We start from the raw sequence: 16837 nt of genomic DNA on the forward strand, positions 1-16837 counted from the left end.
GTCCTTCCGCGTGATCAGGTGCCGTCGAACGGCAGCCACCGGGTGGCTCAGAGTGCCGAGTCCGCCTTGCGGCGACGCACGGCGAACACCACGCCCGCACCGGCGACGACGGCGACGCCGCCGATGAGGCCGACGGTCGGCAGCATCGACCCGGAGCCCGTCTCGGCGAGGCTGCCGGTGACCGGGGCGGGGGCCGGGGTCTCCTCGGCGCTGCCCTGCGGCCGCGGCTCCGCCTCGGCCTTCGGCGTCTTGGACGCGGACGGCTTCGGGCTGGGCTCGGGCGCCGTCCCGTCGTCGCCGCGCTTGACGATGGAGAGCGGCAGGTACTCGGACGACGTGTGCGTGCAGTCCAGTTCGGAGTCGACGTAGGTGCCGAGGCCGACCGCGTAGCCGTCCATGGCGGGAGCCTTGGCGCCGACCTTGGCCCGCAGCTTGACGACGGCCTCGTCGTCGGCGTCCAAGTCGACCGTGCCGTAGGCGAGCCCGTCGCCCAGCGGGCTGTCGACGGACGTCCACTCCTCGGTCTCCGGGTCGAGGAACTGCACGTCGGTGAAGTACCGCAGCCCGTCCTTCGCGTCCGGGTCGGCACCGAGGTTGTTCACGAACGCGGTCCAGTCCACCTCGCCGAGCGGCTCGTCGGTGGGGTTGGCGGCGCTCAGCCTGAACTGGTGCCAGCCGCTGCCCGCGACGATCTTCTTGGGCAGGCCGATGAGGTCGATCTCCAGCTCGGAGTCGGCGTCCACGTCACCGTCGTCGGACGGGCACGTGGCCGCGTCGTCCTCGCCGTCCCCGTCCGGGACCTCGGGGGTCTCGACGTCCTTCGCGTGCTTGCCGGGCGTCGGGCGCTCCGCGGGCGGCGTCGGCTTGTCCGCCGTCGTGGGCGTGCCGGGCGTCTCGGGCGGTTCAACAGGAGGCGTCGCGGGCGGAGTCGGCGTGCCGGGCGCCGTCGGGGCTCCGGAGGACGGGGCCGGCGGCGTGGGCGCGTCCTCGGTCGCGGAGGCGGCCGGGGCCGACAGCAGCGCGATCGGGGCCATGGCCGCCGTAGCGGCCGCGGCGGCCAAGGCACGACGAAGCTTCATGAAGACCTCAGAAGTCCGGTGCGCTGCCGGGGCGGCAGCACGGAGGTGGAGGCCTCCGCGGTGGGGACGCGGGTGTGGCCGTTGTTACTGCATGCATGACCTGTGATCCCTGTGAATGGTTGTCCTGAACTTCACATCATTCTTATGTGGCCTGACTCACATCGCTTGTGCTGCCGGGAACGGGTGCCGTAGAACTTCCCCCGCTCATGGGGCAAGTGGACCCGCCTCGTGGGGCAGGCGACACAGGGGAGGGGACAGCGTGGCCATACCCGACGAGGTGTGGGAGAGATTCGAGAACGACAGCGAGCGGGACATCCGCTCGTCCGCGCCGAAGGAGCCGTCCGCGCGGGCCCGCATGGTGGCCGAGCGGCTGCGGCGCCTGGACGAGGAGGCCGCGCGCCAACAGGTCCAGGACGCGGGGCGGTTCCGGCGCAGGCGCGCGAAGAGAGCGGCGGAGTCCGCGCGGTGGCAGCCGGACGACTGGCGCTCCGCGCCGGTGGGGCCGCCGCGCCGCGGGCAGCGGTCCGAGCGGAGCCGCCGGATCTGGTCGGTGGTGATCGTCGTCGGCTGCATGGCCCTCGCGATCGCGCTGCTCAGCCCGTTCCGCTTCTGGATGTGGGGGTGGTAGTCCCGCACTCGGCCCGACACCCGGCCCAGCGCCCGGCCCAGCGCCCGGCCCCGCAACGGTGGACGCGGAACCGTAATTGATCCTTCCCCGTCGTACAGGGGGAACGAGAACAAGCGGGGGATCGGAACGTGAAGTCATCTGTGTCTCGGGCGGTCGTGGCCTTTTCGGTCGTGGCTGTCCTCGGGGCGAGCGCCGCGTGCGGCAGTGGTGGTGACAGCGGCGGTGGCGACGGCGGTGGCGACCGCCGTACGAAGCCGTCGGAGCCGGGCGCGAGCGCGGGCCCTTCGCAGGGCGGCGGGCAGGACGCTGCCGCGAAGCTGGAGAAAGCGGCCCTCACCGCGGGCGACCTCAAGCGACACGGGGGCCTCAGGCGCTACAAGGTCGAGAACCCGGACGAGTCCGCGGGCGACGCGGAGGCCGGGGCCGCCGCCCCGCCCGCCGGGCGGCCGACGCCTGCCGTGTGCGGGCCGCTCGCGGCTCCCGGCCGGGCGAAGTCCCGTGTGAGCCGCGTCCTGACCGCCGCCTCGCACAAGGACGCGACGATCACGGACGTCACGCTGTCCGACCACTCCGGGGCGACGGCGGGGGCGGGGGCCGGGTCCGGTGCCGAGGCCGGCGCCAAGAAGGTGCTGGCCGACCTGCGCGCGGCGTCGACGTCGAAGAAGTGCGCCGCCTTCCACGTCGGCGAGCAGCGGTACGTCGGCGTCGCGCGGCTGCCCGCGCCGGACCGGGGCGACGAGGCCGTCGCGTACAAGTTCGCCCGGCGCAACGGCGAGTTCGTCACGCGGGAGAGCGTCACGGTCGTGCGCACCGGCTCGACGCTCGCGGTCTTCGACGCGGCGAACCCGTACGACCCCGAGGGCGTCCAGAGCGACAGGGAGGCGGCGAAGGACGGCATGGAGGGCGCCGGGACGCCCACGGCCGACGAGGATCCGCAGGTCGCCCCCGAGATCGTCGACGCGCAGCTCGGCAAGCTCGGGCCGGCGACGACCTAACTCACACACTCGCGGTACAACCTTTTCCACGGTTTCCGATCGTTATGGAAAACGCTGGTGAGCGGCGTGTGTTTGCCGCTTTCATGTCGCCTCGGCACGGGCCGTCGCCCGCGCCGTGCGATCTGAAGGTGGGAAACGTGAAGTCATCTGTGTCTCGGGCCGTCATGGCCGCGTCCGTCACGGTCGCGCTGGGCCTGACCGCAGCATGCGGCGGCGACAGCGGCGACAAGGGCGGCAACGGATCCGACGGCAAGAAGCCGTCGGATCCGGCCAAGTCCGCGCAGGCGGTGGGGGATGCGAAGCCGGCCGGGCCGAAGTCGACCGTGCTGTCCGCCGCAGACCTGGAGAAGGCGGTGCTCGCCAAGGGCGACCTCAAGGGCTACGAGGTCGAGAAGATGTCCGCGGCGGACATGCCCTCGCAGACCGTGCCCGCGGACCCGGCGGCCTGCCAGCCGTTCGCCGACATGTTCATGTTCGCCACGCAGCCGACGGCGAAGTCCCGCGTCGGCAGGACCCTGACGGGCCCCGACGAACTGGACGCCACGGTCGTCTCGCTGGCGTTGCTCGCGCACGAGAAGGCCGACGCCGAGAAGGTCATGGACGACCTGCGCACGGCGACGAAGAAGTGCACGGCGTACGAGCACGCCGATTCCGAGTACCGCGACGTGGCCGCCCTGACCGCCCCGAAGGCGGGCGACGAGGCGGTCGCGTACAAGGTCGTGGGTGTCATCGAGGGCCAGAAGACGCCGATGACCTTCACCGTCGTACGCAGCGGCTCGACGCTCGCGGCCTTCTACTCGATCAACCTGCTCAAGCCGAAGACGTTCGAGGTGCCGACGGCGATCGTCGAGGCGCAGGTGGACAAGGTGCAGGGCCTCTGACCCTGCGGGCGAGCCGGTGAGGCCGTCGGCAGCCGGGCCGGGGCGGAGCGAAGGGCCCCGCGGGACGGATCCGCGGGGCCCTTGGCTGTCAGCACCGACGTCAGGGCCGCGTCGATGCCTCGGGGCGGCGCCGGGGGGAGTGCGCCGCTTGGTCGGGGTGCCGGTGGCCGACCCGGCGCACTGGGGGGCGCTCACGTGGTATCGACCATTGGCAATGAAGCTGTGGACGGGGGGACTTGCCGCCGCCCTTTCTCTGCATCGTGCTGGATGGGTTGTCGGGGACGCAACCGTTTGGACCACATGTATGGGGGAACGGGTCGGGGTTCTCGGGACGGAGAGGCCGGCCGACTCCGGGCGTCCCCGGAGCCGACCGTTCTCTTGGGTGACCGGGCTGCTGTCCCCTGCCGTCCGGTCACATCACTGAAGCGAGGTCCCACGGCGTACGAACGGGCCGTACGCCTCATCGCTCCAGCGGAGCCACGCGTGGATCTTGCGGGCCCGCACCTGGCTGACACGGACACCGGGACCAACGAAGCCCGCCCGGAACCGGTCACGCGCCGTACGGGTGAGAACGGATCCGAACTCAGGTCCGCAGGCGGGCGCGGCCCGGCGACCGGCAGGTGCCCCGTGGGCGACCGCGGCCCCGCGGCGCGGGTCCGCGGAGGGTCACCCGCGGAGGGTCACCCGCGGCGGGTCAGACGCGGCCCCGGCACAGCTCCAGGAGCGTCATGGCGAGCGCCGTGCCGGGCTTGCCGAGCGCGTCCCTGTAGTGGCCGAGGACCTCCATCTCGCGGGAGAGGTTCACGCGGCGGCCGCCGGAGGTGATGCGTGCTTCCTGGATGACGGCCGAGACGGCCATCCGTTCCTGGACGAGGCCGATGATCCGGTCGTCGAGCGCGTCGATCCGCTCACGGGCGTTCTCGATCACGTCCGCGGCCTCGGGGGTGCGGGCGCCGGTCTTGTCGGCGGCGGTGACGGCGGAAGCGGTGGTGGTGGCGGAAGCGGTGGTGGTGGCGGTGGTGCTCATGCGGGGCTGGCTCCTTGTGTCCTGGGTGATGGCGGTGGAGGCGCCCCGGAGCGGCAGGACCCGCGTACGACAGAGCGCCCCGGGCCTTGTCGGCCCGGGGCGCCCGGTAAGTCGCTTGTCAGTGGATCAAGCAGCTCGACCATGGCAGCCGGTGGGCCGGTTGCCATAGGTAAAGAGGAAGCCGAGGTGCTTGGTCACGGGCCCAGTATGCCCCCACGCGCGCGTGCCGGGTCAATCGGGACCCCGTACGGCCCGCATGCTGAGACGCCCGTCCACGCGCCGCCCCCGGGCGTGGAGGGCCGTCGGATACGACGAAGAGGGCCCCGCCGGGCCCGTTAGAATCGACAAATACAGACCCCCTGCTCACGCACGAGCCTCTGCTCACGCACCGCTCACGCTCAACGCCGGAAGGCCGCCGCCGTGCCATCAGCGTCCCCCGCTGCCGCCGCTCCCGACACCGTTCTGGTCGTCGACTTCGGAGCGCAGTACGCCCAGCTCATCGCCCGTCGCGTCCGTGAGGCCCGCGTCTACAGCGAGATCGTGCCGAGCACGATGCCGGTCTCCGAGATGCTCGCCAAGAAGCCCGCGGCGATCATCCTCTCCGGCGGCCCCTCGTCGGTGTACGCGGAGCACGCGCCCACCGTCGACCGCCAGCTCTTCGAGGCCGGCGTCCCCGTCTTCGGCATGTGCTACGGCTTCCAGCTGATGGCCGTCGCCCTCGGCGGCACGGTCGACAACACCGGCGCCCGTGAGTACGGCCGGACGGCGCTGTCCGTCTCCAAGCCCGGCTCCACCCTCTTCGAGGGCACCCCGGCCGAGCAGCCCGTGTGGATGTCGCACGGCGACGCGTGCAGCGCGGCGCCCGAGGGCTTCACGGTGACCGCGTCCACGGACGTCGTGCCGGTCGCGGCCTTCGAGGACGACGAGAAGAAGCTGTACGGCGTGCAGTACCACCCCGAGGTGATGCACTCCACGCACGGCCAGCAGGTCCTGGAGCACTTCCTCTACCGTGGCGCGGGCCTCAAGCCGGACTGGACGACCGGCAACGTCATCGACGAGCAGGTCGCCGCCATCCGCGACCAGGTCGGCACCCGCCGTGCCATCTGCGGTCTGTCCGGCGGCGTGGACTCCGCCGTCGCCGCCGCCCTCGTGCAGAAGGCCATCGGCACGCAGCTGACCTGCGTCTACGTCGACCACGGCCTGATGCGCAAGAACGAGACCGAGCAGGTCGAGAAGGACTTCGTCGCCGCGACCGGCGTGCAGCTGAAGGTCGTCGACGCCCAGGAGCGGTTCCTCGCCGCGCTCGCCGGGGTCTCCGACCCCGAGGAGAAGCGGAAGATCATCGGGCGCGAGTTCATCCGCGTCTTCGAGCAGGCCCAGGCGGAGATCGTCGCCGAGGCCCCCGGCGACCAGCCGGTCGAGTTCCTGGTCCAGGGCACCCTCTACCCCGACGTGGTCGAGTCCGGTGGCGGCTCCGGCACCGCGAACATCAAGTCGCACCACAACGTCGGCGGGCTCCCCGAAGACCTGGAGTTCCAGCTCATCGAGCCGCTGCGCAAGCTGTTCAAGGACGAGGTCCGGATGGTCGGCGCCGAGCTCGGCCTGCCGGACGAGATCGTCCAGCGCCAGCCGTTCCCCGGCCCGGGCCTCGGTATCCGCATCGTCGGCGAGGTCACCAAGGACCGCCTCGACCTGCTGCGCGAGGCCGACTTCATCGCCCGCGAGGAGCTGACGGCGGCCGGCCTCGACCGCGAGATCTGGCAGTGCCCGGTCGTGCTGCTCGCTGACGTCCGCAGCGTCGGCGTCCAGGGCGACGGCCGCACCTACGGCCACCCGATCGTCCTGCGTCCCGTCTCCTCCGAGGACGCCATGACGGCCGACTGGACCCGGATGCCGTACGACGTCCTGGCGAAGATCTCCACCCGCATCACCAACGAGGTCGCCGACGTGAACCGCGTCGTGCTCGACGTGACCTCGAAGCCGCCGGGGACCATCGAGTGGGAGTGACCTCCCTCCGCGGGATCTCCCCGCACGCTTGAAGCGGCGCCGCCCACGGTCTGTGGGCGGCGCCGCTCGCGTACGGCGGCGGTGTGCGCGTAGGGCCAGCGGTGTGTGCGTACGGCGGCGGTGTGTGCCTACGAGGCCTGTCCGGGGCGGCGTGCCCCGCTCATGTCCGCCGGGTCGTGCGCAGCGGGGCGCCCGGCTTCCACACCTGCACCGCCAGGTACGTCTCGTCCTCGACGAACGTGCGCACCACCTCCGTCAGCTCGGTGCGGAAGAGGTGGAAGGCGTCCGGGTCCGGCGGGTTCACCGTGTCCGTGTAGCGCGCGCGGGACTCCGCGTCCCGCACCTCGACGGCGCGACCCGCGATCCGGACGTCGCCGCCCGCCATCTCCGTGCCCGAACCCGGGTTCGCCTGCAGGGCGAACCGAGGGTCGCGGCGCAGATCGAGCGCCTTGAGCGAGTTCGGCATCATGCCGAGCCACAACTCCCCGTGCAGGAACCGCACTTCGAGCCCGGTGGTGCGCGGTGATCCGTCCCTGCGCAGGGTCGCGAGGGTGTGATGGGTGAACGCGCCGAAGCGCTTCTCGACGGTGGTCGCGAAGTCCGGCTCCGCCGTGACGAAGTCTTCCCAGGTGAACGTCATACGACGAGCCTCCCGCCCATACCCGACACCTTCTGTCTCCTATTGCCGCGTCCTGTCGGCCCCTGTCGGCCCCTGCCGGCCCGCATCGCGGGTCGTTGATCGTGCCGTGCCTCTGTCCTCCTGTGCTTCTCACCGGTAACTTCCGCCCCGTACAGCCAGGGATGGAGGACACATGCAGGCGCCCACACCGATACCCGTCGAGCGGTTGCAGTTCGCGATGCCGCCCGTGCACGAGTCCGTGGCGGACGAACGGCGGCACCGCAAGGAACGGCTCGCCGGCGCGCTGCGGGTCTTCGGGAGGCTCGGGTACGAGGACGGCGTCTCCGGTCACATCACCGCCCGCGACCCGGAGCACACCGACTGCTTCTGGGTGAACCCCTTCGGGATGCCGTTCAAGCACGTCACCGTCGGCGACCTCGTCCTCGCCAACGCCGAGGGCCAGGTGGTCGAGGGGCGCCGCCACGTCAACCAGGCCGCGTTCACCGTCCACGCCCAGGCCCATCTGGCGCGGCCCGACGTCGTCGCCGTCGCACACTGCCACTCGCTGCACGGCCGCGCCCTCTCCACGCTCGGTGAACTCCTGGACCCGATCACCCAGGAGGCCTGTGCCTTCTACGAGAGCCACGCGCTGTACGACGGCTACACCGGCGTCGTCGTGGACGCCGAGGAGGGCCGCAGGATCGCGTCCGCACTCGGCGGGCACAAGGCGGTCGTGCTCCGCAATCACGGACTGCTCACCGTCGGGGACTCCGTCGACGCCGCCGCCTGGTGGTTCATCTCCATGGAACGCTCCTGCCAGGTACAGCTGAGCGCGCGGGCCGCGGGCCGCCCCGTGCTCATCGGGCACAAGCAGGCGGTGCAGACGCGTGAGCAGCTCGGCAGTGACCTGGTCGCGTGGATCAACTACCAGTCCCTGTGGCAGGACATCAGCCGCAGCGAACCCGACCTGCTGGCCTGAGCCGACCTGCTCAGACGGCCCGTGCGGTGCCGGCGTCAACGCCCCGTAGGCCCGTTCACCCCCGCTGACCTGACCCCAGGGATTCGTTCGCCCTTCAGTACGGCACAATTCCCTTTCTCTGCAAGGAAGTTCGTGGGAGCCCCCAGGGGCTTCGAGGGTGGGGAAGGCGGCGTACGCGGTGGCGGTGCAGGAGGCGGGGCAGGGCGCGCACGGAGGTGGCGGCACGTGCGGCGGCTGTCCGCACGGGGCGCGCGAGGGGCACCGGCGCGCCGTCGCCGCGTTCCTCGCCCAGCGGGACGAGTTCGCGGCCGGGCAGGGGCTGCCCGCGGCGGTCGCGCACTCGGCCGGCGCCTCGCGGCAGTGGGTGTCGGACGAACTGACGCAGTCCGCGCGGGACGTCGCCGAGCGCGCCAGGGCCGACGGAGAGGCCTGGCTGCGACGCCTGTGGACCCGCACGCTCGGTGTCGTCTGGGGCGGCTTCGTCGTGCTGCTCCTCGTCCAGGCGCTCACCGCGATCGGCACCGGCTGGACCGCGGCGCGCACCGCGGGGCTCCTGGCGGCCCTGGTCGTGGGCGGACTGCTGACCGGCGCCGCGTACGCGCACCGGGCGCGCGGCGGGGTCCTCGCGCCGGTCATCGGCGAGGACAACCGGCTCTCCACCTCGCGTGCCGTGGCCGCCTGCTGGGTGCTCCTCGTCGTCTTCGCGGTGCTCGTCCTCGCGGGCGAACTGGCCGCCGCCTCGGGCAACGGGCAGCGCGACGCGCTGATCGACGGCCTCGAAATCGGCCGCGCAGCCGCAACGGTGACCGTCCTCGCCGTGGTGTGCGCGGTCGCCGTCCTGGTGCGCAGGGTCGTCGGCCTGCGTGTGCTCGGCCAGCGGCTGCAGAAGGTGCGCGCGGACCGGCCGCGGGCCGCCGACCCGCTCACCGACGACGCGGGACGCGGCAGCTTCACCGACACCCAGTACGTCCTGGTCAGTGCCGTCGCCGTGGTCTTCGCCGCCGTACGCCTGGCGCGCCGCCCCGAGCAGCTGCCCGATCTGCCGTGGGGCCTCGCCCTGCTCGTGCTGGTGTCGGCCGCGACATATCTGGCGGGGAAGTACGCCGAGGGCGGGCGCCCCGTGATCCTCTCCGTCGTCCGCGCCCGGGAGGCCGGCGACCTCGACGCCCCCATCCGCACGGGCGACGACATCGAGATCCGCGGCGCGGGCTTCGTCCCGCCCGGCGCCGGGGACGCGGACCGCCTCGCCCGCACGGTCGTGCGCATCGGGGCCGTGCACGTCCACGTGCCGCTCGTCCCCGTACCGGGCGGCTTCACCAATCCGACCGACGCGGTACTGACCGTGCCCGTCCCCGTCGACGTCGAGCCCGGCCGCGTCGAGGTCCAGGTCGTCACCGCCGCGGGCCTGGAGACCAACCGCGTCACCATCGACGTCACGGACTGACCCACCGGCACCCCGGCCCGCCCGGCGGAACCCGCCCCACACACCTCCCACCACATCCCAGAACCCTCCCCTTCGAGCTTTCCGGTCCCCGTGCCGGATTCCGCCGTACGCCAGTGAGCAGCGGCCCCTCTTCGTACGTATCGTCAGATGACGGGACCACGTGAGAGGCGGTGGAGTGCCATGGCGCACGGCATGCGGACGGACAGCCACACCAGCTACGTCAGGCGTGACGACTGGCGGGAGTCCGCCACCCGCTACGCCCTGCTTCCCTTGCGGATCTTCCTCGGCGTCACCTTCATCTACGCCGGCCTGGACAAGCTCACCGACAGCACCTTCCTCCAGGCGAGCGGCGCGGGCTCGATCGGTGCACAGATGGAAGGCGTCCGCGACATCTCCGCGATCCCCGCTCTCGTCGACCTCTCCCTCAAGAGCCCCGTCGGCTTCGGCTACGCCATCGCCCTCGGCGAGCTGGCCGTCGGCATCGGCACGCTGATCGGCCTGTTCGCCCGGATCGCCGCGCTCGGCGGTGCGCTCATCTCGCTCAGCCTCTGGCTGACCGTCAGCTGGCACGAGGAGCCCTACTACTACGGCAACGACCTGGCCTACCTCATGGCATGGCTGCCACTGGTGCTCGCCGGGGCCTCGGTCCTCTCCGTCGACGCCCTGCGCACCGCCCGCCGCAGGGACGCCACGGGCCTCGGCTAGCGCTCCGCCCCCGCGACCTCGCGCCTCTGCGCCCTCGCGGCCTCGTGCCTCCGCGACCTCGCGCCCCTGCGGCCCTGAGACCTCGCGCCCCTGAGGCCTCGCGGCCCGCTCAGTCCCGCTGCTCCTCGGTGCCCCGGGAGCGCTCGCCCGCGCGGGCCGCGCTCCTCGGGCGTATGCCGTGGATCGTCGCCGCCACGCCCGCGAGGAACAGGCCGGCCATCACGAGTGGCAGCGCGACGAACCACGGTGCGTCCCAGGCGCCGCCCGCGTCGCCCGCGTACACGACGGCGACCGCCAGCAGGGCGAGCCCCGCCACCAGCTTGCCGGGGTGGAATTCATGACGTAGCACGGGTCACCTTCGCTTGTCCGACGCCGACTTCGAGGTGCAGATCGATCGCGCCGCCGTTCTCGCTGCCCGAGGGCGGCTCCAGCGTCACCTTCTTCTCGCGACCCGGAGCGATGTCCAGGTCCTTGTTCTCGTCGTCGGGCAACACGATGTCGCCGACGCCCACTTCCGCGTACAGCCGCACGGTGGCGTCCTTCGGCACGATCACCCTGAGATCGCCCGCGCCGATCTCGGCGCCGGTCTTCAGCGTCTTGCCCTTGCCGATGTCGATCTTGCTCAGGTCGAGCGTGCCCCGGCCGAGCCCCACCTCGTACTGGGGCCGGACGTCCGCCGCCGTGACCGGTATCCAGTCGATGCGGGCGTAGTGCGTGGTGATGTTCTTCGGCAGGGCCGCCGAGGCGGCGAGGAGCCCGGCGGTCAGCACCGCGAGCACGATCGATCCCGCGCCGGTGCGCCCGAGGAAGGCGCTGACCGCGATGCCGATGCCGAACACCGCGAGCGCACACGCGAGACCGGTCTGCAACGTCGTGCCGAGCGGATGGTCCTCCCAGGTCAGGCCGGTGCCGAGAGCGCCCGCGAGCAGGGCGAACAGGAACACGGTGCCGCCGATCCAGCGCGGCCCGCGTGGCCCGCGCGGCCTCGGTGCCGGTGCGGCCGCCACGGGCTCCTTGCGGGGCACTCCGCGATGGCCCGTCGGCTGATAGCCGACATCGAGCCCTTTGAGACCGTCGGGGCCCCAGAAGTAGCCCGTGAGACCGTCGTGCGTGCCGTCCTTGACGATCGGGTCGCGCCACCACGACGGGCTGCCGGTGACGGGCGGCGCCTTCGCCTCGGGCGGGGCGTCCGCCGCGGCCTGGGCCGCCACCGGGTCGGCGTCGAGGGTGTCGCGCTGCTGCGACCAGTACCCCGCGCCCGCGAGGAGCAGGGCGAGGACGGCGGAGAAGGTGAGCGCCCCGCCGTTGTTCAACAGGGTGAGGAAGACGCCGCAGCCGACCAGGGCGAAGAGCACGGCGGTCAGGGCCTGGCCGTCGACCCGGCCGGAGAGGAGCCTGCGGGCCTCGTTCTCCTCCTCGTCCTCGTACGGCACGAAGAGCCAGGCGAAGCCGTAGACGACCAGGCCGAGGCCGCTGGTGATCGCGAGCACGGCGAGGCCGATGCGGAAGATCACCGGATCCATGTCGCAGTGCCGGCCGAGCCCGGCGCACACGCCGCCGAGCTTCTTCTGCCGGCGGTCGCGGCGGAACTTCCGCTCCGGCGCGGGCAGCCCCGGCTCCTGACCGCCCGCGGGAGCGCCCGGCACGCCGTGCGCGGTGCGCAGGGCATCGCGGAGGGCGGCCTCGGTCTCCGTCTCGGCGGGCTGCTGATCTCTCATGCGTCCATGGTGACGGCCGCGGGCCCGCCGCGGCAGTCGGGACGACCCTGGACGAACCCTGATATCGCCCCTGAGACCGTGCGGGCCACACCCCTGACAGGGGCGGGGCGGGGACCGGGATCAGGGAAGTCTCGGGGGTCGACCCTGATGCCCGCACCCGCGCCCACGTGTGAATATCGGTGTCATGCCGGAAGCCGCTGCCCCGCCCATCGACGACGTCCGACCGCTGCGCAAGCTCTACCGCAGCGGTGACGGTCGTTGGCTCGGCGGCGTCGCCCGCGGCCTGGCCGGACACCTCGGGCTGCCCGTGATCTGGGTCCGGCTGATCTTCGTCGGCCTGTTCACGGCGGACGGCCTGGGCGCCCTGCTCTACGCGGCGTTCTGGTTCTTCGTCCCGCTCGGCGTCGGCGGTGTGGACGCCGAGCGGCCGCCGCCCGCGGCCGTCACGGCCGAGACCGCGCCGGACGGCCGTCGCAGACTCGTGGCCCGCAAGCCCGACAAGGGACAGCTCGTCGCGCTCCTCGCGATGGTCGTCGTCGCCATGGTCTTCGTCGGCAGCGTGGACCTGGACGGCTCGACCAAGGCCTATGTCTTCCCCACCCTGCTCGTCGCCGCCGGTGTCGCGCTCGTCTGGCGCCAGGCCGACAACGCCCGCAGGGCCCGCTGGATGGCCGTCGGCCGCCGCAGGCGCACCCTGACGATCGCCCGGTCCGGGGCCGGCGTGCTGCTGGTCGGCGCCGGGGTCTCCGGCATCTTCGTCCTGCAGGGCTCCGCCGCCCACCTGGGCGCCGTGCTGCAGGCCTCACTCGCCGTGCTCGTCGGCGTCGCGCTCCTCGCAGGCCCCTATCTCGTGCGCATGATGCAGGACCTCTCCGAGGAGCGGCTGATGCGCATCCGCGCCCAGGAGCGGGCCGAGGTCGCCGCCCATGTGCACGACTCGGTGCTGCACACCCTGACCCTGATCCAGCGCAACGCGGAGAGCGCGAGCGAGGTGCGCCGCCTCGCCCGCGCCCAGGAGCGCGACCTGCGGGCCTGGCTCTACAACCCCGAGGGCACCGGCAAGGACGAGGACGAGGAGCCCGACACCCTCGCCGAGGCGGTCCGGCAGAGCGCCGCGGAGGTCGAGGACAAGCACGGCGTCCCCATCGAGGTCGTCGTGGTCGGCGACTGCCCGCTCGACGAGCGGCTGACGGCACAGATGCAGGCCGCGAGGGAAGCGATGGTGAACGCCGCCAAGTACGGTGGCGAGGGCGGCGCGGTGCAGGTCTTCGCCGAAGTCGAGGGGGAGACGGTGTTCGTGTCCGTCCGGGACCGCGGTCCCGGCTTCGACCTGGACTCCGTGCCCGACGACCGCATGGGCGTACGAGAATCGATCATCGGCCGTATGCAGCGCAACGGCGGCACGGCGCGACTGCGCGCGGTGCCCGGCGGCGGCACGGAAGTCGAGCTGGAGATGGAGAGGACGGCGACGACATGAGCGACGCGACCGGGGCGAGCGGGCCCACGGAGCCGACCGGGGCGGACGAGGGCGGCGGTGCGGACGGGCGTCGTGTGCGGGTCGTCCTCGTCGACGACCACCGGATGTTCCGCACGGGAGTGCAGGCGGAGATCGGCCGGACCGACATCACCGGGGTCGAGGTCGTCGGCGAGGCCGCCGACGTCGACCAGGCGGTCACGGTCATCACGGCCACGCGCCCGGAGGTCGTCCTCCTGGACGTGCACCTGCCGGGCGGCGGCGGCGTGGAAGTCCTGCGCCGCTGCGCGCCGTTGATGGCCGACGCGGAGAGCCCCGTGCGCTTCCTCGCGCTGTCGGTCTCCGACGCCGCCGAGGACGTCATCGGTGTCATCCGGGGCGGCGCCCGCGGCTATGTCACCAAGACCATCACCGGCACCGACCTGGTGGACTCGGTCTTCCGGGTGCAGGACGGCGACGCGGTGTTCTCGCCGCGCCTCGCCGGGTTCGTCCTGGACGCCTTCGCCTCCACCGACGCGCCCCCGGTCGACGAGGACCTGGACCGCCTCACCCAGCGCGAGCGCGAGGTCCTGCGCCTCATCGCGCGGGGGTACGCGTACAAGGAGATCGCCAAGCAGCTCTTCATCTCCGTGAAGACGGTCGAGTCGCATGTGTCGGCGGTCCTGCGGAAGCTCCAGCTGTCCAACCGCCACGAGCTGACGCGGTGGGCGACGGCGCGACGGCTGGTCTAGGCCCTGGAGCCCTGGACCTGTGCGGCGGCCGGGGCGGCCGCCGCCGGGGACCGGCCCAGGCTCCGCAGTGCCCAGCGGTAGTGGGCGGCGGCCTTCGCGGCGCCGAGCAGGCCCGTCAGCCACACGATCAGGCCGACGCCCATGCCGAGTGCGACGTCGGTGTAGGTCTCGCGGCCCGGTTCGGCGTACGCGGCCGCCGCGAAGGAAGCCCACAGGCCGAGCGCGCAGACGGCGAGGGAGGAGAGCAGCCACAGGAGGCTGAGGGCGGGGGAGCGCAGCCGGGCGTCGGCGGCCGGATCACTGTCCAACGCGAGCCAGGCGTCGGTGAGTTCCCGCAGCCGACGGTCGTACCGGAAGCCGAGGAAGAGGCCGATCACCGAGGGCGCGAGGACCGCGAGGCCGAGGAGGGCGAGGACCGGGCCCAGGAGGAAGCCGGTGGGGTCCTTGTCGTCGATGAACCGGACCGTCTGGGTCAGCAGCGCCCAGCCGATGACCCCGCCGAGGCCGCACAGCCACAGCAACATCAGGCGGTGCACCCCGAGATACCGCCTGCGCAGCTCCGCGAGGGCCCGCCCCCGGTCCGCGAGCAGCGTCCGCCGGTCCGGCCAGGTGCGCAGATGCACGGGGGGCGGGGGCGGCGGCAGCGTACGGCTAGGCATGGACCCGACAGTACTGGGGGTGCCGCGCCGGTCGCCGACGGGCGCTGTCCCGGCTCACGCCACGCGGGCGGCTCCCGCGAACGGCATCTGGTCGATCGGCGCGAGCCGCACCGGAGCGCTCGGGTTGGGGGCGTGGATCATCTGACCGTTGCCCACGTAGAGGCCGACGTGGCTGATGCCGGAGTAGAAGAAGACCAGGTCGCCGGGGCGCAGTTCGGAGCGGGCCACGCGCTCGCCCGCGTCGATCTGGGCGTAGGTGGTGCGGGGCAGGGAGACGCCTGCTGCGCGGTAGGCGGCCTGGGTGAGCCCCGAGCAGTCGAAGGCGTTCGGGCCGGTCGCGCCCCAGACGTAGGGGCTGCCGATCGCCTTGTAGGCGTAAGAGACGGCGGACGCTGCCCGGGCGTTGGGGGCCTTGGCGGTCGGAGCGGCGGCTCGGGCGCTTGAGCGGGTGGCGCGGTCGCTCCGCGCGCCCGCGAGGTCGGCGCGCTGGTCTGCGGTGAGCCGGGACAGCAGTCGCTTCGCCTCGCCGAGCTTGCCGGTGATCGTCTTCTTGTGCTTCTTCAGCTCGGCCTGGCGTGTGCGGAGAGCGGCCAGCCGGTCGTCGGCCTCGCCGCGCAGCCGGTCCATCTCCCGGAGCTGCCTGCGGACGCCGCTGAGCGCCACGGCCTGCCGGTCGCCCGCCCGGTCGGCGCGCGCCGCGCGGTCCAGGAACTGGTCGGGATCGGAGGAGAGCGCGAGCTGCACGGAGGGGTCGATGCCGCCCGCGCGGTACTGCGCGGCGGCGTACGAACCCAGGCTGTCGCGGGTGGAGTTGAGCTTCTCCTCTTTGCGGGCGGCCTCGTCGCGCAGTTCGCCGAGCGAAGTCTCGGCCTTCTCGGCCTTCTCCTTCGCGCCGTTGTACTTCTCGGTGGCCCTCTCCGCCTCGCGGTAGAGGGAGTCGACCTTGGACTTCACCTCGGCGGGGCTGAGCCGGGGGTCCGCGTGGCCCGTGCCGTCGAAGGCGGTGGCCGACGCGACGCCGGCCAGGGCGAGGGTGAGAGCGGTGCGTGCCGTGCTGCCACTGAGCGAGCGCTGACTGGGCTTGCGGTGCGCTGCCACGAAGTAGGGCTCCTTACGTGTCCGGCGGCGGCCCGCACAGGGGGAGCGGACCGCCGCCGGGTTTCTCGGCGGTGGTGGCCGACAGCCGTCCTGGGCCGGACGGCGGTGGGGAGCCGGTCACCTGGTGGAGGACGCTAAACCTGACCGTCACGGGTTGGTGACGGATTGTGCGTAACTGGCTGAAGTGGGTGAAAAATGACCGTCATCGATCATGTGGATATCGGGGCAATATCGACTCGGTGTCCGGCTGTGATCGATGGCCCGATTGCGACGTGCCTGCCGGGCGACGGTGGTAAGGGGGTGGCTGCCGGGAGCGGCGAGGGCCCGGGCTAGGCTCCGGCCTCATGGACCTACTCATCCATCTCTTCGTCGGCCTGCACATCATCGGCATCGCCTCGCTCCTGGGCGGTTTCCTGACCCAGATGAAGCAGATGGGCCAGGGCACCGCCCGGTTCGGCCCCGCGATGCTGCACGGCGCGCTGGTCATGCTCGTCACCGGGGTGGCCCTGGTGGGCCTCAACCAGGCCGACGACAACACGGTCAACAACGTCAAGATCGGCATCAAGATGGCCGTGCTGATCGTGATCCTCGCGCTGGTCTACGTGAAGCGGGACGAGGAGAAGATCGACAAGCGCCTGTTCGGCGCCGTCGGTCTGCTGACCGTGGCGAACATCTTCATCGCGGTGCTGTGGACCTGAGTCCATCGCAGCCGCACGCGCGGGGGGGGGGGGGGGGGGGGGGGGGGGGGGGGGGGGGGGGGGGGGGGGGGGGGGGGGGGGTGGGGGTAGGGGGT

Annotated in this window: 17 protein-coding genes; 10 read left to right on the forward strand and 7 right to left on the reverse strand. The window is 72.4% G+C overall.

What is annotated here, in order from left to right:
- Positions 1–47: 47 nt before the first annotated feature.
- Positions 48–1079, reverse strand: a complete 1032-nt coding sequence (locus tag ACZ592_RS05875) for an LPXTG cell wall anchor domain-containing protein (RefSeq protein WP_471580249.1) — start codon at positions 1077–1079, stop codon at positions 48–50.
- A gap of 259 nt (positions 1080–1338) precedes the next feature.
- Here ACZ592_RS05875 and ACZ592_RS05880 point away from each other — a divergent pair, with 259 nt between their 5' ends.
- The 3 genes from ACZ592_RS05880 to ACZ592_RS05890 all read left to right on the forward strand — a co-directional run bounded on the left by ACZ592_RS05880 (position 1339) and on the right by ACZ592_RS05890 (position 3583).
- A complete protein-coding gene (locus ACZ592_RS05880) occupies positions 1339–1707 on the forward strand; it encodes a hypothetical protein (protein WP_471580250.1) in 369 nt (122 codons plus the stop codon).
- Between the two features lie 170 nt (positions 1708–1877).
- A complete protein-coding gene (locus tag ACZ592_RS05885) occupies positions 1878–2702 on the forward strand; it encodes a hypothetical protein (protein WP_471580251.1) in 825 nt (274 codons plus the stop codon).
- A gap of 137 nt (positions 2703–2839) precedes the next feature.
- Positions 2840–3583 (forward strand): hypothetical protein, encoded by a 744-nt coding sequence (locus ACZ592_RS05890; RefSeq protein ID WP_471580252.1) that lies wholly within the window; start codon positions 2840–2842, stop codon positions 3581–3583.
- A 694-nt stretch (positions 3584–4277) separates the two neighbouring features.
- Here the strand turns inward: ACZ592_RS05890 and ACZ592_RS05895 are convergent.
- Entirely contained in the window at positions 4278–4610 is a 333-nt protein-coding gene (locus tag ACZ592_RS05895) for a chorismate mutase (RefSeq protein WP_471580253.1), read from the reverse strand.
- 420 nt (positions 4611–5030) lie between these two features.
- Between ACZ592_RS05895 and guaA the strand changes: the two genes are divergently transcribed.
- Positions 5031–6617 (forward strand): glutamine-hydrolyzing GMP synthase, encoded by a 1587-nt coding sequence (guaA, locus tag ACZ592_RS05900; RefSeq protein WP_471580254.1) that lies wholly within the window; start codon positions 5031–5033, stop codon positions 6615–6617.
- Positions 6618–6777: 160 nt separating this feature from the next.
- Here guaA and ACZ592_RS05905 read toward each other — a convergent pair whose 3' ends face one another.
- Positions 6778–7257 carry a pyridoxamine 5'-phosphate oxidase family protein gene (locus ACZ592_RS05905; RefSeq protein WP_471580255.1) on the reverse strand — a complete coding sequence of 160 codons (480 nt, stop codon included), beginning with the start codon at positions 7255–7257 and terminating at the stop codon, positions 6778–6780.
- 172 nt (positions 7258–7429) lie between these two features.
- On the opposite strand from ACZ592_RS05905, the gene ACZ592_RS05910 reads away from it, so the two are divergent.
- The 3 genes from ACZ592_RS05910 (at position 7430) to ACZ592_RS05920 (ending at position 10364) form a co-directional block, all read left to right on the forward strand.
- Complete coding sequence (locus tag ACZ592_RS05910) at positions 7430–8215, forward strand: class II aldolase/adducin family protein (protein WP_471580256.1); 786 nt, start codon at positions 7430–7432, stop codon at positions 8213–8215.
- A 178-nt stretch (positions 8216–8393) separates the two neighbouring features.
- Positions 8394–9659: a hypothetical protein gene (locus ACZ592_RS05915; protein WP_471580720.1), complete on the forward strand. Its 1266-nt coding sequence runs from the start codon at positions 8394–8396 to the stop codon at positions 9657–9659.
- A gap of 180 nt (positions 9660–9839) precedes the next feature.
- Complete coding sequence (locus ACZ592_RS05920; protein ID WP_471580721.1) at positions 9840–10364, forward strand: DoxX family protein; 525 nt, start codon at positions 9840–9842, stop codon at positions 10362–10364.
- 109 nt (positions 10365–10473) lie between these two features.
- Here the strand turns inward: ACZ592_RS05920 and ACZ592_RS05925 are convergent, their stop codons facing one another.
- Complete coding sequence (locus tag ACZ592_RS05925; protein WP_471580257.1) at positions 10474–10713, reverse strand: hypothetical protein; 240 nt, start codon at positions 10711–10713, stop codon at positions 10474–10476.
- The gene (locus ACZ592_RS05930) at positions 10700–12082 is read right to left on the reverse strand and encodes a PspC domain-containing protein (protein ID WP_471580258.1); all 1383 of its coding nucleotides are present in this window, start codon (positions 12080–12082) and stop codon (positions 10700–10702) included. The genes ACZ592_RS05925 and ACZ592_RS05930 overlap by 14 nt, the downstream gene beginning before the upstream one ends.
- Before the next feature lie 184 nt (positions 12083–12266).
- Here ACZ592_RS05930 and ACZ592_RS05935 point away from each other — a divergent pair, with 184 nt between their 5' ends.
- Both ACZ592_RS05935 and ACZ592_RS05940 read left to right on the forward strand, forming a co-directional pair.
- Positions 12267–13559 carry a PspC domain-containing protein gene (locus ACZ592_RS05935; RefSeq protein WP_471580259.1) on the forward strand — a complete coding sequence of 431 codons (1293 nt, stop codon included), beginning with the start codon at positions 12267–12269 and terminating at the stop codon, positions 13557–13559.
- The gene (locus tag ACZ592_RS05940) at positions 13556–14287 is read left to right on the forward strand and encodes a LuxR C-terminal-related transcriptional regulator (protein WP_471580260.1); all 732 of its coding nucleotides are present in this window, start codon (positions 13556–13558) and stop codon (positions 14285–14287) included. Before ACZ592_RS05935 ends, ACZ592_RS05940 begins: the two co-directional genes overlap by 4 nt.
- Here the strand turns inward: ACZ592_RS05940 and ACZ592_RS05945 are convergent.
- Complete coding sequence (locus ACZ592_RS05945) at positions 14284–14946, reverse strand: hypothetical protein (RefSeq protein ID WP_471580261.1); 663 nt, start codon at positions 14944–14946, stop codon at positions 14284–14286. The two genes, ACZ592_RS05940 and ACZ592_RS05945, sit on opposite strands and share 4 nt — an antisense overlap.
- 54 nt (positions 14947–15000) lie before the next feature.
- Positions 15001–16044 carry a C40 family peptidase gene (locus tag ACZ592_RS05950; RefSeq protein ID WP_471580262.1) on the reverse strand — a complete coding sequence of 348 codons (1044 nt, stop codon included), beginning with the start codon at positions 16042–16044 and terminating at the stop codon, positions 15001–15003.
- A 344-nt stretch (positions 16045–16388) separates the two neighbouring features.
- Here ACZ592_RS05950 and ACZ592_RS05955 point away from each other — a divergent pair, with 344 nt between their 5' ends.
- Positions 16389–16742, forward strand: a complete 354-nt coding sequence (locus ACZ592_RS05955) for a hypothetical protein (RefSeq protein WP_471580263.1) — start codon at positions 16389–16391, stop codon at positions 16740–16742.
- Positions 16743–16837 lie beyond the last annotated feature (95 nt).

The organism is Streptomyces sp. NPDC040622 (assembly GCF_055593965.1).